A 17,538-nucleotide genomic window follows, 5' to 3' on the forward strand; every position below is an offset into this window, starting at 1 on the left:
GCAAACGCCGGCGGCAGCGGACGTAAGCAATGGCGTCCTGGCCGATGGCGCGTGGACCCGTCACCGGAGTTCCATGCGGCAAGCTCAAGGTTCGGGGGACGATGGTCCCGAGTGTGAGTTGTCGATGGAAGATTCGGAATCGCAGGCGCCCGACCATGCGCCTCAGGACGCCTCCAGCAACGAGGACGCCCATGATGAAGCCCAACGTGCGGCGTCCGGCCTGAAGGATCAGATCGCGGCCTTGCGCGCCCAGGTCAGGGACGCCCAGGACACCCTGCGCGACCCCCGACGCCAACAGGAGCGGCGGACCTTCAAGCGCTGAAGGCCCGCCCTCGCCGCGGCTAGTGGAACAGCCAGTCGCTCGAGCTGATCTGTGACGGCGCCACGTGATCCAGGGTGGTGATGGTGGTTCCCCACTGCCCGCCCGGCCCGTCGGGGTCGAAATAGACCTTGGTGTTGCCCGCGCCGTCCGCCTGGAACTGCAGGACCTGATCGGCGATCGGATTGGTCCCGGTGTAGCCCGCCGCCGCGAACAGCGGCCGCAGGTCCAGCACATCCGTACCCGGCGTGAAGTCGGTCACGTGGCCCGGATTCCACGGCAGGTTGTTCCACACGAAGTGATCCGCGCCGGCGGCGCCGGTCAGCTGGTCCGGTCCCTGTCCGGCGTTCAGCGTGTCGTTGCCCGCGCCGCCCGTGAGCGTGTCGCCGTACTTGGACGAGGTCAGCACCACGCCCGGAGTCCCGCCGGTCGGCGGCGGCGGGGCCGTCGTGCCGCCCGAACTGGCACCCGTGCTCAGGGACGCCCAGGTCAGCCCGGTGGGCGCGACGTGGTCCAGGGTGGTGATCAGCGTCGGCCAGGGATTGGCCGTCCCGGGTCCGTCGGTGTCGAAATAGACCTTGGTCCCGCCGGCCTCGTCGGACTGCAGGCTGACATAGCCGTCCTTCACCGGGTCTGCGCCGGCGTAGCCGGACGCCGAGAACAGGGCCGAGAAGTCCAGCTTGTCGGTCCCGACCGCGAAGTCGGTGATGTGGCCGGCGTTCCACGGCAGGTACTTGAACACGAAGGCGTCGCCGCCGCCCGCCCCGGTCAGGGTGTCGGCGTTGTGGCCGGCCACCAGGGTGTCGTTCCCCGCCCCGCCGCTCAGCGTCTGGCCGGAATCGTTGGCCGTCAGCACCACGCCGGAGCTCGTGCCGCCGCCACCGCCGCTCGTGGTGTCGTCGTTGGTGATGGTCCCGCTGGCCGTGGCGGACCCCAGGGTCGCGCCGCTGGCGCCGGACAGGCTGACCGTGAAGGTCTCGTCCGACTCGGTGGTGGTGTCGCCGACCACATTGACCGTGATGACCTTGCTGGTCTCGCCTGCCGCGAACGTCACCGAGCCCGAGGGCAGCACCCCGTTCTGGAAGTCGGCGGCGTTGGCCGGGTTGCTCCCCGAGCCGCTCACCCCCCAGTTCACCGTCGAGGCCGCTGTGGTCGGGCCGGTCCGGGTCAGGGTGTAGCTGAACGCGGTGATCCCGGAGTTGCCCTCCGCCAGCGCCACCGATGGCGTGGAGAAGGCGATCTGCGGATTGGTCGGCGGCGGCGGGGTCGTGCCGCCCCCGGTCCCCGTGCTGAGCTGCGCCCAGGTCAGGCCGGTGGGCGAGACGTGGTCGAGGTCGGTGATCTTGTACTGGATGGTGTTGCCCGATCCCGGACCGTCGGTGTCGTAGAAGACGTTGGTCCCGCCCGCCCCGTCCGACTGCAGGCTGACATAGCCGTCCTTCACCGGATCCGAGCCGGCGTAGCCGGACGCCGAGAACAGGGCCGAGAAGTCCAGCTTGTCGGCGCCCACCGCGAAGTCGGTGATGTGGCCGGCGTTCCACGGCAGGTACTTGAACACGAAGGCGTCGCCGCCGGCGGCCCCGGTCAGGGTGTCGGCGTTGTGGCCGGCCACCAGGGTGTCGTTCCCGGCCCCGCCGCTCAGCGTCTGGCCGGAATCGTTGGCCGTCAGCACCACGCCGGAGGTCGTGCCGCCGCCGCCGCCGCTGCTGGTGGTGTCGTCGTTGGTGATGGTCCCGCTGGCGGTGGCCATCCCCAGGGTCGCGCCGCTGGCCCCGGACAGGCTGACCGTGAAGGTCTCGTCCGACTCGGTGGTGGTGTCGCCGACCACATTGACGGTGATGACCTTACTGGTCTCGCCGGCCGCAAAGGTCACCGAGCCGGAGGGCAGCACCCCGTTCTGGAAGTCGGCGGCGTTGGCCGGGTTGCTCCCCGAGCCGCTCACCCCCCAGTTCACCGTCGAGGCCGCTGTGGTCGGGCCGGTCCGGGTCAGGGTGTAGCTGAACGCGGTGATCCCGGAGTTGCCCTCCGCCAGCGCCACCGAGGGCGTCGAGAAGGCGATCTGCGTGCTGGCCGGCGGTGGCGGCGCAGTGTTGCCCGACGAATCGATCGAGGCGTTCATCAGGTCGTAGAGTTCCTGACCCGAGCCGTTGGCGGCGATCACGTGGCCGTCGGCGGTGATGCCGACGAAGTCGCCGGTCACCTGCCGCACCGGGCCGTACCAGCCGGGGACGTCGCCGCCGTAGGCGTATTCGTCATAGCCGCGCGCCTGCACCGTGCCGTCCGGCGCGTGCCAGCTGACCGCGAACCCCCCGTCGCCGGTGGCCACGAAGTGCACGCCGCCGGTGGCCGGCCCGAGGTCCTGGCGCACGAACGTCAGCTTCGACGGATCGAACACCATGTCCCAGACGTCCTGGCCGCCCGAGGCGTTCGGTTGGAAGTAGGCGAACACCACCTTGCCGTCGGTCAGCCAGGTCCCGGCGCCGATGAACTGGCTGGCCGTGCCGGCCATCAGCGCCGTCGGGGTGGCCAGCGTGCTGCCGTCCGACACCGCGCCGAACACCGCGCCGGAGTCCTCCCAGATCGCGAAGGTCTTGCCGGGCGGCAAGGTCGTGGGCTTGGAGTCGTAGATCTGGATATGGGCGCTGGTCACCGGCTGGCCGCTGTCGGCGAAGGCCATCGGCGCATTGGCCTGGCCGCTGGTCGGCCCGTCGTCGTGCAGGGTGGCCACGGGCGCGACCGGTGTCCCGTTCACGACCTGCGTCGAGCCGTCCGCCAGCGCGTAGGCGCGGATGTAGTCGACCTGCATCTGCGCCGGGAACATGGTCGGATCGGCGTTGCCGCCCCAGCCGCCGGTCGCCATGTTGACGATCATCGCCATGGGGTTGGTCCAGTTGGCCGGGGTCGCCCCCTGCAGCACCGCGACGCCGTCGTAGTAGAAGGTCACCGTCGAGGGCGTCCACAGCATGCCGTAGGTGTGGAAGCCGGTCGGATCGATCTTGTAGGTGTTGTCGTACTGGGTGGCGTCACCGCCGAAGGCGCGGCGATAGTCCACGTTCGGCGTGGCGGCCAGCGCCTCCATGATGTCGCCCTCGACGTTGGGCACGAAGGGCGAGGGCATCATCCAGAACGCCGGCCAGGTGCCGGTGGCGGTCGGCAGCTCGGCGCGCATCTCGAAGTAGCCGTACTTCTGCTCGAACGACCCGAGGGTGTTGAGCATCCCCGAGGTGTAGTCGCGGTTCCAGGTCGCGTAGGCGGCGTTCGCCGCGACCGGCGCGGCGGTGATGGTCAGCACGCCGTTGGAGACCGAGAACGGGTTGACCCCGATGTCCTGCTCGCCGCGGCCCTGGAAGCCGGGCTGGACGTAGACCTCGGTCTCGCCGTTGGAGACCAGGGTGTAGGCCCACTGGTCCTTCAGGTTGCCGCCGAAGTTGGTGTTCCAGGTCCCGACCTGCTTGGACGGATCGTAGAGCGACAGGCTGTTGAACTCGTCGTCGAAGGTCATCGCGCCGAGCTTCGAGGTGTCGAGCGGCAACAGGAACTGGTTGTTGTTGAAGGCCGCGACCGTGGTTCCGCGGAAGGTCAGGCTTTCGCCGGTCGGCAACGCCAGCACGACGTCGGACCCCTGCTGGGTCATCGCGCCCCTGATCTGGCTCGCCGTCGTGAAGTTGTAGCCGAGCAGCTGGACCTGGTCGTTGCCGTTCCAGTTGTAGATGACGTCGTTGCCTTCGCCGGCCTTGACGATGAAGGTCCCCTTCTGGGTCGCGGGGCCCACCAGCACGTCGTTGCCCGCCCCGCCGTAGAGCCAGTGCGTCGCGTCATCGACGACGATCAGGTTGTCCATGGCGTTGCCGACGGCGTAGTTGAAGCCGTTGTTGACCGTCAGGTTCTCGATGTTCGGGGCGAGCTTGATCGACGTCCAGCCGATCTCGGTGTCGATCCCGGCGTTCGGCTGCTCCTGCACCACGTCCTTGGGATCGGTGATCCAGAACCGGTTGTCGCCGGACGAACCGATCAGGACGTCGCCGCCGCCTTCACCCGAGATCGAGGTGTCCCCGGCCGGCGCCGTGATGGTCTCGCCGCCGGCTGATGTGCCGACAATGCGACCCGACTCGGTCGCGCTCTCGGGCATCGCAACACCGCGGTAGTTGTAATAGGTCACGTCGGAAGCTCCCAAACTAGCGGGAGCGAGAACTACTAGCAGGGCAATTGGTTCTCGAAGGCGACGCTATTGCTTAAAGATAGCAGCCGCCGTGTTCTTTAAGACCCGGCGGAACTGCTGATCATCGCCGCGAGGGCGAAACAACGTGGACCGCGGCACTTTTGTTCCCAAGGCCTCAGGTATCCGAATTTCGACAGTCAAGCTGGATAGACGCGCGGCCGCAGCGGCTTGACCCGCACCGCCAGCCCGGGCGCGACCCCCGTCGGCATGGTCGGCCCGTGGGCCTCCAACTCCAGCACCTGCCCCTCGATCAGGCACTCGATGCGCACGTCCGGCCCGCGCGCCGCCACCGCCCGCACCTGCGCCGCCAGCCCGGCGCCGTCGGCCGGCGCGAACGCCACCTCGTCGGGCCGGAAGAACACCTCCACCGCCCCGGCCAGCGCACCCTTCGGGGCCTCGGTCTCCCAGTCGGCGATCGTCAGCCGCCCGCCGTCGACCACGCCCGGCAGCCGGCAAGCGGCCCCCAGGAAGTCGTAGACGAAGGGGGTCGCCGGGTTCTCGTAGACCTCATTCGGCGTGCCCAGCTGGATCAACTCGCCGTCCTTCAGGATCGCGACGCGGTCGGCGAGGTCCAGCGCCTCCTCCTGGTCGTGGGTGACGAAGACGGTGGTCACTCCGGCCCGGTCGTGCAACTCCCGCAGCCAGCGTCGCAGCTCGCGCCGCACCTGGGCGTCCAGCGCCCCGAACGGCTCGTCCAGCAGCAGCATCCGGGGCTCGATGGCCAACGCCCGGGCCAGCGCCACCCGCTGCCGCTGGCCGCCCGACAGCTGGGCCGGGAAGCGCTTCTCCAGCCCCTCCAGCTGCACCAGCGACAACAGGTCGGTGACCCGCTCCTTCACCTCGGCCTTGCTCGGCCGCTCGGCGCGCGGGCGGACGGTGAGCCCGAACGCGATGTTCTGCGCCACCGTCATGTGCCGGAAGAGCGCATAGTGCTGGAACACCATCCCCACGCGGCGGCGGCGCACCGGCAGGGCCAGGAAGTCCTCGCCGCCGAACCGCACCTCGCCGGCGTCCGGCTGTTCGAGCCCCGCCAGCACCCGCAGCAGGGTGGTCTTGCCCGAGCCCGACGGGCCGAGCAGGGCCAGGAACTCCTTGTCGTGGGCCTGCAGTGAAACGCCCTTCAGCGCCGGGAAGCGGCTGTAGGATTTCGAGATCCCACTGATCTCCAGGGAGAGGTCCGACGAGCTAGTGTCTGCGGCTGGCCGAAAGTTCACTGGAGTAACGCCATTCGAGGACGGTCTTGAGGACCAGGGTGATGAGCCCGAGGGACGCCAGGATTGAGGCTGCCGCGAAGGCGCCGACGAAGTCGTAGTCATTGTAAAGCACCTCGACGTGCAGCGGGAGCGTGGTCGTGAGCCCGCGGATATGGCCGGAGACGACCGAGACCGCGCCGAACTCACCCATGGCGCGGGCGTTGCAGAGCAGAACGCCGTAGAGCAGCGCCCATTTGATGTTCGGCAGCGTGATCTTCCGGAAGGTGGTGAAGGCGCCGGCCCCCAGCGTCAGGGCCGCGGTCTCCTCGTCGGAGCCCTGGTCCTGCATCAGCGGGATCAGCTCGCGGGCCACGAACGGCAGGGTGACCAGGATGGTCGCCAGCACCAGGCCGCTGGTTGCGAAGATGATCTTGATGTCGTGGTCGATCAGCCATTCGCCGAACCAGCCCTGGGCCCCGAACAGCAGCACCCACACCAGCCCCGACACCACCGGCGAGATCGAGAACGGCAGGTCGATCAGGGTGAGCAGCACGCTCTTCCCGCGGAACTCGAACTTGGTCACCGTCCAGGCCGCCGCGATGCCGAAGACGGCGTTGAGCGGCACCGAGATGGCCGCCACCAGCAGGGTGAGCTTGATGGCCGCGCGGGCGTCCGCCTCGGTGATCGCCGCCAGGAACGGCCCAATTCCCTTCGACAGTCCGTCGTGGAACACGGTGAACAGCGGCAGGATCACCAGCACGCCCATGACCGCCACCGAGGCGGCCACGAACAGCGGCGCGAGGCCGGGCAGCCGGAAGCGCGCGGTCATCTGCGCCCCCGGTTGGCCAGCACCACCTGCGCGGTGTTGATGACGATCAGCGCGCCGAACGAGATCCCGAGCATCGCCAGGCCCACGGCCGCGGCGCCGGCGTAGTCGTACTGCTCCAGCTTGATGACGATCAGCAGCGGCGCGATCTCGGTCCTCAGCGGCATGTTGCCGGCGATGAACACCACCGAGCCGTACTCCCCCACCGCCCGGGCGAAGGCCAGGCTGACGCCGGAGATCAGCGCCGGCCCCAGCACCGGCATCACCACGAAGGCCACCCGCTGCAGGTCGTTGGCGCCCAGCGTCTGGGCCGCCTCCTCCACCTCCCTGTCGAGGTCCTGCAGCACCGGCTGCAGGGCGCGCACCACGAACGGCAGGCCGATGAACACCAGGGCGATGAAGATGCCGAGCGGCGAATAGGCGGTCTTCAGCCCCACCTTGGCGGCCAGGGAGCCGAGTGGTCCGGTGGGGGCGTAGATGGCGGTGAGCGCGATGCCGGCCACCGCTGTCGGCAGGGCGAACGGCAGATCGACCAGGGCGTCCAGCAGCCGCCGGCCGGGGAACTCGTAGCGGGTCAAGGTCCAGGCGATCAGCAGGCCGAGGGGGGCGTTGAGCAAGGCCGCGAGGGCCGACAGGCTGAAGCTCAGCTTCAGGGCCGCCGCCACCCGGTCGTCGCTGAGCGCGTGCCAGACGCCGGCCAGCCCCAGTTCCCAGGGCCGCAGCGCCAACGCCGTCAGCGGGATGATGACGATCGCGCCCAGGTAGGCGAGCGTGATCCCCAGCGACACCCCGAAGCCCGGCAGGATCGACGGCTCGCGCAGACGCCACAGGCGGAGCCGCCTGGCTCCGCCTGGAGAGAGGGAACTGGGGAGGGAGGCCTGCTCGGTCACGTGGGCTTGTAGATCTGGTCGAAGAGGCCGCCGTCGGCGAAGTGCGTCGCCTGGGCCTTCTTCCAGCCGCCGAAGGTGTCGTCGATGGTCACCAGCGGGATCTGCTTGAAGCCCTTGGCGTACTTGGCCGCCGCCTGCGGGTCGCGCGGGCGGAAGTGGTGCTTGCCGATGATGTCCTGCGCCAGCGGGCTGTAGAGGAAGTTCAGGTAACCCTCCGCCGCCAGCCGGGTCTTGTGCCGGTCGGCGTTCTTGTCGACCAGCGCCACGGGCGGCTCGGCCAGGATCGAGCTCGACGGATAGATGATGTCGAAGTTCGGGCCGAATTCGTCGATGGTCAGGTAGGCCTCGTTCTCCCAGGACAGCAGCACGTCGCCGATATGGCGCTGGGCGAAGGTGGTGGTCGCCCCCCGCGCGCCGGTGTCGAGCACAGGCACGTTCTTGAACAGCTTGGTGATGTAGTCCTTCGCGCCGGCCGGGCCGCCCGCCTTCAGCCCGTAGGCGTAGGCCGCCAGATAGGCCCAGCGCGCGCCTCCGGAGGTCTTCGGATTGGCGGTGATGACGCCGACGCCGGGCTTCACCAGATCCTGCCAGTCGCGGATCTTCCAGGGGTTGCCCTTGCGCACCAGGAACACGATCGTCGAGGTGTAGGGTGTGGAGTTGTTCGGCAGCCGCGTCTGCCAGTTGGCCGGCAGCAGCTTGGCGCGGGCCGCGATCTCGTCGATGTCCGCCGCCAGCGCCAGGGTGACCACGTCGGCCTGCAGGCCGTCGATCACCGAGCGGGCCTGCTTGCCCGAGCCGCCGTGGCTCTGGTTGATGGTGATGGTCTGGCCGGTCTTGGCCTTCCAGTAGGTGGCGTAGGCCGCGTTGATCTCCTTGTAGAGCTCCCGCGTCGGGTCGTAGCTGACGTTCAGCAGGGTGACGGCATTGCCGGCGGCGAACGCCTGTCCGCCGATCAGCGGCGCGGCGGCGAGGGCGCTGCCCGTCGCGATCAGGCTGCGGCGGGTGAAGTCGATCTTGCTCATGTGCGTCGTCTCGTGGCTCAAGGGATCAGAACGCGAACTGGGTGCGGAGCGACCAGACGTTGAACGACTGGCCGATGTCGGCGCCCACGGGCGTCAGCCAGATCGTGCTGGCGGCCGTCGTGGAATTGGCCGGCGACAGGCGCTCGATCTGCACGCGCTGGTAGTCGACCATGATGCGCGCCACCGAGTTCAGGTACCAGTTGACGCCGAGCGTGAGGTTCTTCTCCTCGCCGCCACGAATGCCGCTGGCCGACGGCAGGGTTCCGGCGGCGCCTTCGTCGTAGTTCAGATCAGCGTCGGAGTAGCGGACGCCGACCTCCCACGCGCCCCACCCGCTGCGCTTCAGGTCGAAGGGGTGGGTCACCGCCGGGGCGTCGAACGCCGCCGTAGTCAGGTTGTACTTCCGCGGCTCGCCGGTGATCGTCCAGGCGCCCTGGACATAGAAGGCGTTGAAGTGCGGGTCGGGCTGGCCGTCGGAACGCTCGACGCCCAGGCGCTGGTATTCGGCCTGCAGCAGCAGGTTCTTCTTCTGCGCCGCGAATTCCGCGCCGCGGGTGTCGGCGTGGCGGATCGGAATGTTGCCGGTGTTGATCAGCCTCGTCCCGTCGACCCGGATCTCGGGGGTGTCGCTGAACGACACCGAACCTGCGGGCACGAGGCCGGTGGCGGCCGGGCCGGCGTTGTTGGCGGGCTTGTCCACGTAGCTGGCGTTGACGCCGAGGTGGATCAGCCAGTCCTCGCCCCGCAGCGGCGTGCCGGCCAGCCTGGCCGTGTAGCCCAGCTGGTCGCCGTAGGTCTGCGGGACCGCCGTGGCGGCCCCGGTGTTGAGTACGCCGATGGTGCGTCCGGTGACCGCGGCGGCGGCGAACCAGCGATCGCCGTAACCGTAGATCTGCGCGGCCGACCGGGTGTCGCCGCCGACGAGGCCCCGCGACAGATCCGACGCCATGGAGCGCTCGATGAACGCCATGCCGTTGGTCGAGCCCTGGTCGTCCAGCCCCAGCGACGGTGAGAAGGCGCCGACCTTGATGTGGAGCGGCTTGACGCCGTTGTACTGCAGCCAGGCCTCGTAGAGCTGGCCGGTGTTCTCCGCGCCGGCCCCGCCGAAGTCGAACAGGATGCGATAGTCGAAATCACCGGGGGTCGTGCCGTCGATGCCGATCCGCGCCCGGCGGAACAGGTCGCCGCTCTTCAGGTCGCGGGCGTGGCTCACGTCGACGTTGGACGCCGAGCCGCCGAGCGCCGGGCCCGACCGGCGCAGGTCGGCGGCGGTCGGGCCCGCGCCCTGTTGGTCATAGTCGGCGACGTCGAATTGCACGACGCCGTGCAGGGTCACCGACCACTTGCCGTCGGCGCTGGCGAAGGTCGGCCGGCCGCCGGCGACGGTCACCTTGTCCTGGCTGTGGATCTCCTCGCGGATCGCCTGCTCGCCGCCGGCCACTTGGGCCTTCAGATCGGCGATCTGGCTCTCCAGCTCCTGGTTGTGCCGCTCCAGCGCGTCGAGCCGGGCCGTCAGCGCCAGGGCCTGCTCCTGGCTCACGCCGCTCGACTGCGTGGGCGCGGTGGAGACCGCCTGCGCCAGCGCCGCCGGGGCCGCTCCGCAGAACAGCGCCGCCAACGCGAGGCTCCGAACCCATGTCTGCCCGGCGACCGCCATCCTGCTCTCCCCTCGCTGCAAGCCAGGATCAAGCTATCCAGCTAAATCCCATCAAGTAAGTGGGATTTAGCTGGGGGCCTGCGCAGAAATTCTAAACCTACTCGGCCGCCGCCAACAGCGGGACGCCGGCGGTGTAGGCGGTCTTCGCGGCGAGCTGGGCCTTGGCCGACTCGTATTCCGCCGACAGCCGGGCGATCAGTTCGCCGGCCGCGGGGATTGCGGTGACCGCGCCGATGCCCTGGCCGCAGCCCCAGATATCACGCCAGGCCTTGGCTTTCTGATTGCCGCCGGAGCCGAAGTTCATCGCCGAGGCGTCCGACACCGGCAGGGCGTCGGGATCGAGGCCCGCCGCGACGATCGAGGGCGCCAGGTAGTTGCCGTGAACGCCCGTGAAGAGGTTGGTGTAGACGATGTCCTCGCCCGACGACTCGACGATCATCTGCTTGTAGGCAGGGTCGGCGTTGGCCTCTTCCGTGGCGATGAAGGCGGAGCCCACGTACGCCAGGTCCGCGCCCATGGCCTGGGCGCCGAGGATCGCCGCGCCGCTGGCGATCGAGCCCGACAACGCCACCGGCCCGTCGAACCAGCTCCGCAGCTCCTGGATGATGGCGAACGGCGACAGCTTCCCCGCGTGCCCGCCCGCCCCAGCCGCCACCGGAATCAGGCCGTCGGCGCCCTTCTCGATCGCCTTGCGGGCGAAGCGGTCGTTGATGATGTCATGCAGCACCGTCCCGCCGTAGGAATGCACCGCCGAGTTCACGTCCTCCCGCGCGCCCAGCGAGGTGATGACGATGGGCGCTTTCCACTTCGTCGAGGCCTCGACGTCGTGCTCCAGCCGGTCGTTCGACTTGTGGACGATGTGGTTCACAGCGAACGGCGCTGAGGGCGCCTCCGGATGGTCCCGGTCCCAGGCCGCCAACTCCTCGGTGATCCGATGCAGCCACTCGTCCAGCAGGCTCGCCGGCCGCGCGTTCAGCGCCGGGAACGACCCGACGATCCCCGCCTTGCACTGGGCGATCACCAGGTCCGGCGTCGAGATGATGAACAGCGGGCTGCCGATCACCGGCAGGCGCAGGCGGTCACGGAGCACGGGCGGCAAAGCCATGGCGGATCCTCGAACGGTTGTTAGATTTACAACGTACGTAGACATTCGCTCGCCGGCAATAGTCGTCCCTCTTCAATCTGCGGGGAAGGCGCCGGTCGCCTGACGCCGCGTGACCTTGACGCCCGCCGCCCGGCCGGCCCATCTCCCCGCATGGTCGATGCAAGTCTTCTCGCCTCCGACTTCCCCCCCGCTCGCCCCGAGGCCTGGCGCGCCCTGGTGGCCAAGACCCTGGGCGAGGCCCCATTCGCCAGCCTCGAGAAGACCACGGTCGAGGGCCTGCCGATCGCGCCCCTCTACGCCCCCGGCGAGCTGCCGAGCGAACAGGCCTTTCCGACCCGTCCCTTCGACGCCGATCGGCACTGGGACGTCCGCGCGCTCACCGCCCATCCCGAGCCGGGCCGCGCCAACGCCGAGATCCTCGCCGACCTGCGGGGCGGCGCCGCCTCGGCCGTCGTCCGCCTCGATCCCACGGGCGAGCACGGCGTCGCGGTCGGCTCCGCGGAGGGCCTGGCCCGGGTGCTCGACGGCGTCATCCTGGAGCTCGCGCCGGTGGCGCTGGACGCCGGCTTCCTCGGGCCCAAGGCGGCCGACTGGCTGGGCGCCGTGGCCAAGGCCTCGCCCGGCGCGAAGCTCAACTTCCACCTCGATCCCCTGAGCGCGTTCGCCGAGGCCGGCGCCAGTCCCGGGCCCATCGAGAGCCATCTGGTCAGCGGCGCCACGGTCGCCACCCGGCTCGCCGACACCTACCCGCACGCCCAGCTGTTCCTGGCTTCCGGCCGCGTCGTCCATGAGGCCGGCGGCGGCGAGGCGCTGGAGGTGGCGTTCGCGGCGGCCGCGGCGGTGACCTACGCCAAGGCCCTGATGCGCGCCGGACTGCCGATGTCCGCCGCCTTCGCGGGGATCACGCTCGGCCTCGCGGCCGACGCCGACTACTTCCTGACCATCGCCAAGCTGCGCGCCGCCCGCGCGGTCTTCGCCCGCATCGCCGTCGCCTGCGAGGCTGGTCCGCAGGCGCGGATCGAGGCCCGCTCCTCGCGGCGGATGCTCACGGCCACGGACGCCTGGACCAACATGATCCGCCTCACCGCCGCCGGCTTCGGCGCGGCGGTCGGCGGGACGGACGCCGTGGTGCTGGGGAATTTCACCGACGCGCTCGGCCTGCCCACCGCCTTTGCGCGGCGCCAGAGCCGCAACGCCCAGCTGGTGCTGATGGAAGAGGCCCACGTCGGCCGCGTCGCCGACCCCGCCGCGGGCGCCGGCTACGTCGAGGCCATGACCGACCAGATCGCCCGCGCCGCCTGGGCGACATTCCAGGAGATCGAAGCCGCCGGCGGTCTGATCGCCGCCCTGCAGTCCGGCCGGATCGCCCGGGAAGTCGCGGCCGCCAACGCCGCCCGTCCCGAGCCGAAGATCCTCGGCGTCACCGTCTTCCCGCCGGACCAGGACGCGCCCGTCGAGGTCGTGCGTCCCGCCGCCACGCCGGTCGACGCCCCCTCGCCCAAGCTCCCCGGCCCCGACAGCCATTGCCCACCGCTCAGGCCCATCCGCCTGTCCGAACCGTTCGAGGCGCAGGCATGAACGGCTTCCCCGACTTCGCCACCTTGGCCTTCGACGCGCCGCTGCCCGAGCCGAACCGGCCGACCACGCCGCTGTGGCAGACGCCCGAGGGCCTGGCGGTCAAGCCCGCCTACGGTCCCGTCGACACCGCCGAGCTGGACACCCTTTCCGGCTACCCGGGCCTGGCGCCGTTCCTGCGCGGCCCCTATCCGACCATGTACCTGACCAACCCGTGGACCATCCGCCAGTACGCGGGCTTCTCCACGGCCGAGGACTCCAACGCCTTCTACCGGCGCAACCTGGCGGCCGGTCAGATGGGACTGTCGATCGCCTTCGACCTGGCCACCCACCGCGGCTACGACAGCGACCACCCGCGGGTGAAGGGCGACGTCGGCATGGCGGGCGTGGCCATCGACTCGATCCTCGACATGCGCACCCTGTTCGACGGCATCCCGCTCGACAAGATGAGCGTCTCGATGACCATGAACGGCGCGGTGCTGCCGATCATGGCGCTCTACATCGTGGCCGGCGAGGAGCAGGGCGTGCCGCACGCCAAGCTCTCTGGCACCATCCAGAACGACATCCTGAAGGAGTTCTTGACCCGGAACACCTACATCTATCCGCCGTCGCCCTCGATGCGGATCGTCTCGGACATCTTCGCCTACACCTCCAGGGAGATGCCGCGTTTCAACTCGATCTCGATCAGCGGCTACCACATGCAGGAGGCCGGGGCGACGCTCGACCTGGAGCTGGCCTACACCCTCGCCGACGGCATCGAATACGTCCGCGCCGGCGTCGCCGCGGGCCTGCCGGTGGACAGCTTCGCGCCCCGGCTGTCGTTCTTCTGGAACGCCGGCATGAACGCCTTCATGGAGATCGCCAAGCAGCGGGCCGCGCGCCTGCTGTGGGCCAGGCTGATGAAGGAGGAGTTCGACCCGAACGACGCGCGCTCGCTATCCTTGCGCGCCCACACCCAGACCTCCGGCTGGTCGCTGGCCGCCTCCGACGTCTTCAACAACGTGGCGCGCACGGCGGTGGAGGCGATGGCGGCGGTGGGCGGCCAGACCCAGAGCCTGCACACCAACTCGCTGGACGAGGCGCTGGCGCTGCCCACCGACTTCTCCGCCCGCATCAGCCGCAACACCCAGCTGTTCCTGCAGCTGGAGAGCGGCCAGACCCGGGTCATCGACCCCTGGGGTGGCTCCTACTACGTCGAGCGCCTGACCGCCGACCTCGCCGCCCGCGCCCTGGAACACATCGCCGAGGTCGAGGCGCTGGGCGGCATGGCCAAGGCCATCGAGGACGGCCTGCCCAAGCGCCGCATCGAGGAGGCCTCGGCCCGCACCCAGGCGCGCATCGACGCCGGCCTGCAGTCGGTGGTCGGCGTCAACCGCTACCGCTCGGAAGACGCCGACGAGATCCCGGTGCTGAAGGTCGACAACACCGCAGTTCGCGAACAGCAGCTCGCCAAGCTCCAGCGCCTGAAGGCCGAGCGCGACCCGACGGCGCTCGCCGCCGCCCTCGACGCCCTGACCCGTGGCGCGGCCGCGAACGGCAACCTGCTGGCGCTGGCGGTGGACGCCGCCCGCGCCAAGGCCACCATCGGGGAAATCTCCGACGCGCTGGAGAAGGTGTTCGGCCGCCACAAGGCCCACGCCGACGCGGTGAAGGGCGTCTATCTGCGCGAGGCCGGGGTCACGCCCGCCGCCGAGCGCGCCCGGGCCATGGCCGAGGCCTTCGCCCAGGCCGACGGCAAGAAGCCCCGCATCCTGGTCGCCAAGATGGGCCAGGACGGCCACGACCGCGGCCAGAAGGTGATCGCCTCGGGCTTCACCGACCTGGGCTTCGAGGTGGAGATCGGCGACCTGTTCCAGACCCCGGCCGAGACCGCCGCCCAGGCGGTCGCCGACGGCGTCCATGCGGTGGGGGCAAGCTCCCTGGCCGCCGGCCACCTGACCCTGGTCCCCGACCTGAAGGCCGAGCTCGCCAGGCTGGGCCGGCCCGACATCCTGGTGGTGGTGGGCGGCGTCATTCCGCCGGAGGACTTCAAGGCGCTGGAAGACATGGGCGTCGCCGCCGTCTTCACCCCCGGCACGCCGGTGCCGCAGGCCGCGATCACCGTGCTCGAGCGGCTCAACGAACGGCTGGGTTACGCGCAGGAGCAGGCGGCGCAGTAGCGCCTCAGCCCGGCAGTTCCTCGGTGATCACCGTGAACTGGGCGAGGAAGTTGGGGCCGAAGGTGGTGGTGATGGCGGTGTCGGTGGCGTCGCGGCCGTGGGCCATCAGGATGCGGCCGATCCGCGGCTTGTTGTGGCGCGCGTCGACGGTGCGCCAGGCGCCGCCCAGGTAGACCTGGAACCAGGCGCTGAAATCCATCGGCGTGGTGGTGTGCGTCACGCCGATATCGCCCAGGAAGCCGGTGCAGTAGCGCGCCGGGATGTTCATGCAGCGGCACAGGGTGACCGCCAGGTGGGCATAGTCGCGGCAGACCCCGCACTGCTCCTCGTGGGCCTCATGCGCGGTCTTGGTCGGCCGGGCGTGCTGGTAGCCGAAGGTGATGCGCTTGTGCGCGTAGTCGAGGATGGCCTGCACCCGGGCCCAGCCCGGCTCCGTCGTCCCGAACAGCGACCAGGCGAGGTCGATCATCTGGTCGGTCTCGCAATACCGGCTGCCGAGCAGGAAGAGCACCACGTCGTCGGGCAGTTCCTCCACCGGATGCTGGCGAGCGTAGGCCGGCGTCGGGTCCGGCTCGCCGCTGTCGCGCACCACGAAGTCGGCGCTCAGCCTCAGGCGCCCGGCCGGCGCGACGATGCGACTGCAGAGGTTGCCGTAGATGTCGCGGTACTGGCTCAGCGCCGTCGGCGGATCGGTGCGGATGACGTCGGGCGTCTCCAGGTCGCCGATCCGGGTGGGATGCACGTTCAGCATCAGCAGCATCGGCGTCGGCTGCGGGCACTCGTAGACGATCTCGTACCCGGCACGGATGCGCATTCAGGTCTCCAGGCGGGCTATCGCCCCTGCGCAACACGCAGCCGTGGCGCGGGTTGCGCGGCGAGATCCGCATCTACGCGGACGTCGACCTCCACGTCCATGCCGAGATAGTCGTCCGGCGCGCCTGACCACGTCCCGTGCAGCGGCAGCACCTGGCGCGGATCGCAGGCGGCGGCCACGCGGATCAGGTCGGTGGCTCCGACGATGCCGTTGGTGGGGTCGAACTCCACCCAGCCGCAGGCGGGCAGGTAGACCCGCGTCCAGGCGTGGGTGTGGCCGCCGCCGGTGCGGCCCCCCGCCTTCGGCGAGGCGCTGTAGACGTAGCCGGAGACGAACTGGGCGGCCAGGCCGAGGCTGCGCGCCGCCTCCATCATCAGCACGGCGAAGTCGCGGCAGCTGCCGCTGCGCCGCGCCAGGGTCTCGGCGGGCGACTGCGGCGCGCCCTGCAGGCGCAGGGCATAGGCGAAGTCGCCGCGGATCGCGCCGGTGATCTCGACCAGCAGGTCCAGCAGCCGGGTCGGCCCGTTCGGCCGAACGAACCGCCGGGCCCAGGCGGCCACCTCGCCGTCGGGATCGGCATGCCGGCGCACGATGGCGCGGGCCAGGTCGGGCAGCTCGTGGGTCTCGTAGGCGAAGGCCCCGTCCGCGCCCAGCACATCGTCGGCCAGGTCGGCCAGCGGGGTCTGCGGCCGATGCTCCAACCGCACGCGGCTCTCGACCCGCAGCACGTCGGAGCGGCGGTCGAACCGCGCCACCGCCACGCTGGCGCCGGAGACGTCGTGCACATCGTGCAGCAGCGACGGCTCGGGCGTGATCCGCAGTTCCGTCGACAGAATGCGCTGGTCGTGGCTTTCCAGCGGCCGCATCAGCATGCGGTGCTCGCCGAACGACACCGGAGTGCGGTAGCGGTAGGTGGTCAGGTGACGGATGGAGACGACCGGCATTGCAACGACTTGCGGGCGATTCCGCCGAAGGGTCCACGCCGCTCCTGGCCGCAGAGGACGGCGCCCCCGCGGTTGTCGCAAATCCAGGCGCCCCGGCGCCCTTTCTGTTGCTGGGCGATCACGCCGGCCGGATCATTCCCCGCGCCCTGGGCGATCTGGGGCTCTCCGCCGCGGCCATGGACCGCCACATCGCCTGGGATATCGGCGTCGAGGGGCTCGGCCTGGCGCTGGCCGAGGCGCTCGGCGCCTGTTTCCTGCGCCAGCGGTTCTCCCGCCTGGTCATCGACTGCAACCGCGCGCCGGACCGTCCCGACGCGATCCCCGCCGTCAGCGACGGGACAGCGATCCCCGGCAATGCGGCGCTGACGCCGGCCGAGCGCCTGGCGCGTCGGGCCGAGGTCTTCGAGCCCTACCACGCCCGAATCGCCCAGGAGCTCGACGCCCGCGCGGCGCACGGGCTGCCGACCGTGGTCGTGGCCCTGCACTCCTTCACGCCGGTGATGGACGGCTTCGCCCGCCCCTGGCGCTTCGGCGTCCTGCACGCCGAGGACTCTGCGTTCTCGCGAGCGGTGCTGGCGCAGCTCCGCGCCGAAGCCGGGGCCGAGGTCGTCGGCGACAACCAGCCCTACCGGATGGACGCGACGGACTACACCGTGCCGCACCACGCCCGCCCGCGCGGGCTCGACTACCTGGAGCTGGAAGTCCGCCAGGACATCATCGCCGGGCCCGAAGGGCAGCGACAGGTCGCCGACCTGCTGGCGCGCCTGCTTCCCGCCGCCCTGCGCGACCTCAGGACCGGCTGAAGGACCAGATGC

General features: G+C 70.2%; 13 protein-coding genes. 4 read left to right on the plus strand and 9 right to left on the minus strand.

Features of this window, described 5'->3' with window-relative positions:
- Positions 1 to 124: 124 nt before the first annotated feature.
- Positions 125 to 322, plus strand: a complete 198-nt coding sequence (locus DJ021_RS00840) for a hypothetical protein (protein ID WP_111455717.1) — start codon at positions 125 to 127, stop codon at positions 320 to 322.
- A 19-nt stretch (positions 323 to 341) separates the two neighbouring features.
- Here DJ021_RS00840 and DJ021_RS00845 read toward each other — a convergent pair whose 3' ends face one another.
- The 7 genes from DJ021_RS00845 to DJ021_RS00875 form a co-directional block, all read right to left on the minus strand.
- The gene (locus DJ021_RS00845; RefSeq protein ID WP_111455718.1) at positions 342 to 4,478 is read right to left on the minus strand and encodes a family 16 glycosylhydrolase; all 4,137 of its coding nucleotides are present in this window, start codon (positions 4,476 to 4,478) and stop codon (positions 342 to 344) included.
- A 197-nt stretch (positions 4,479 to 4,675) separates the two neighbouring features.
- Positions 4,676 to 5,752, minus strand: coding sequence for a sulfate/molybdate ABC transporter ATP-binding protein (locus DJ021_RS00850; protein WP_111455719.1), 1,077 nt, complete (start codon positions 5,750 to 5,752; stop codon positions 4,676 to 4,678).
- Positions 5,724 to 6,560, minus strand: a complete 837-nt coding sequence (gene cysW / locus DJ021_RS00855) for a sulfate ABC transporter permease subunit CysW (protein ID WP_111455720.1) — start codon at positions 6,558 to 6,560, stop codon at positions 5,724 to 5,726. The genes DJ021_RS00850 and cysW overlap by 29 nt, the downstream gene beginning before the upstream one ends.
- A complete protein-coding gene (gene cysT, locus DJ021_RS00860) occupies positions 6,557 to 7,447 on the minus strand; it encodes a sulfate ABC transporter permease subunit CysT (RefSeq protein ID WP_424443719.1) in 891 nt (296 codons plus the stop codon). The genes cysW and cysT overlap by 4 nt, the downstream gene beginning before the upstream one ends.
- A complete protein-coding gene (locus tag DJ021_RS00865; protein WP_111455721.1) occupies positions 7,444 to 8,469 on the minus strand; it encodes a sulfate ABC transporter substrate-binding protein in 1,026 nt (341 codons plus the stop codon). Before DJ021_RS00865 ends, cysT begins: the two co-directional genes overlap by 4 nt.
- A gap of 25 nt (positions 8,470 to 8,494) precedes the next feature.
- Positions 8,495 to 10,087: a porin gene (locus DJ021_RS00870; protein WP_165837072.1), complete on the minus strand. Its 1,593-nt coding sequence runs from the start codon at positions 10,085 to 10,087 to the stop codon at positions 8,495 to 8,497.
- Positions 10,088 to 10,223: 136 nt separating this feature from the next.
- On the minus strand, positions 10,224 to 11,231 hold the full coding sequence (locus tag DJ021_RS00875) for an NAD(P)H-dependent flavin oxidoreductase (protein WP_111455723.1): 1,008 nt from the start codon (positions 11,229 to 11,231) through the stop codon (positions 10,224 to 10,226).
- 150 nt (positions 11,232 to 11,381) lie between these two features.
- On the opposite strand from DJ021_RS00875, the gene DJ021_RS00880 reads away from it, so the two are divergent.
- Together DJ021_RS00880 and scpA are read left to right on the plus strand one after the other, a co-directional pair.
- Positions 11,382 to 12,809, plus strand: coding sequence for a methylmalonyl-CoA mutase family protein (locus DJ021_RS00880; protein ID WP_111455724.1), 1,428 nt, complete (start codon positions 11,382 to 11,384; stop codon positions 12,807 to 12,809).
- Positions 12,806 to 14,965 carry a methylmalonyl-CoA mutase gene (gene scpA / locus DJ021_RS00885; RefSeq protein WP_111455725.1) on the plus strand — a complete coding sequence of 720 codons (2,160 nt, stop codon included), beginning with the start codon at positions 12,806 to 12,808 and terminating at the stop codon, positions 14,963 to 14,965. Before DJ021_RS00880 ends, scpA begins: the two co-directional genes overlap by 4 nt.
- Positions 14,966 to 14,969: 4 nt before the next feature.
- Here scpA and DJ021_RS00890 read toward each other — a convergent pair whose 3' ends face one another.
- A complete protein-coding gene (locus DJ021_RS00890; protein WP_111455726.1) occupies positions 14,970 to 15,779 on the minus strand; it encodes a transglutaminase-like domain-containing protein in 810 nt (269 codons plus the stop codon).
- Between the two features lie 17 nt (positions 15,780 to 15,796).
- The gene (locus DJ021_RS00895; protein ID WP_111455727.1) at positions 15,797 to 16,723 is read right to left on the minus strand and encodes a transglutaminase family protein; all 927 of its coding nucleotides are present in this window, start codon (positions 16,721 to 16,723) and stop codon (positions 15,797 to 15,799) included.
- Positions 16,724 to 16,830: 107 nt separating this feature from the next.
- Between DJ021_RS00895 and DJ021_RS00900 the strand changes: the two genes are divergently transcribed.
- Complete coding sequence (locus DJ021_RS00900; protein WP_207801743.1) at positions 16,831 to 17,526, plus strand: N-formylglutamate amidohydrolase; 696 nt, start codon at positions 16,831 to 16,833, stop codon at positions 17,524 to 17,526.
- The last annotated feature ends 12 nt before the right edge of the window (positions 17,527 to 17,538 follow it).

It is taken from the genome of Phenylobacterium hankyongense, from assembly GCF_003254505.1.
Classification (GTDB): domain Bacteria; phylum Pseudomonadota; class Alphaproteobacteria; order Caulobacterales; family Caulobacteraceae; genus Phenylobacterium; species Phenylobacterium hankyongense.

Coding starts and splice junctions, on each gene's coding strand:
- DJ021_RS00840 (WP_111455717.1), top strand. CDS start 125: ATGGAAGATTCGGAATCGCAGGCGCCCGACCATGCGCCTCAGGACGCC.
- cysW (WP_111455720.1), bottom strand. CDS start 6,560: ATGACCGCGCGCTTCCGGCTGCCCGGCCTCGCGCCGCTGTTCGTGGCC.
- DJ021_RS00865 (WP_111455721.1), bottom strand. CDS start 8,469: ATGAGCAAGATCGACTTCACCCGCCGCAGCCTGATCGCGACGGGCAGC.
- DJ021_RS00875 (WP_111455723.1), bottom strand. CDS start 11,231: ATGGCTTTGCCGCCCGTGCTCCGTGACCGCCTGCGCCTGCCGGTGATC.
- DJ021_RS00880 (WP_111455724.1), top strand. CDS start 11,382: ATGGTCGATGCAAGTCTTCTCGCCTCCGACTTCCCCCCCGCTCGCCCC.
- scpA (WP_111455725.1), top strand. CDS start 12,806: ATGAACGGCTTCCCCGACTTCGCCACCTTGGCCTTCGACGCGCCGCTG.
- DJ021_RS00890 (WP_111455726.1), bottom strand. CDS start 15,779: ATGCGCATCCGTGCCGGGTACGAGATCGTCTACGAGTGCCCGCAGCCG.
- DJ021_RS00895 (WP_111455727.1), bottom strand. CDS start 16,723: ATGCCGGTCGTCTCCATCCGTCACCTGACCACCTACCGCTACCGCACT.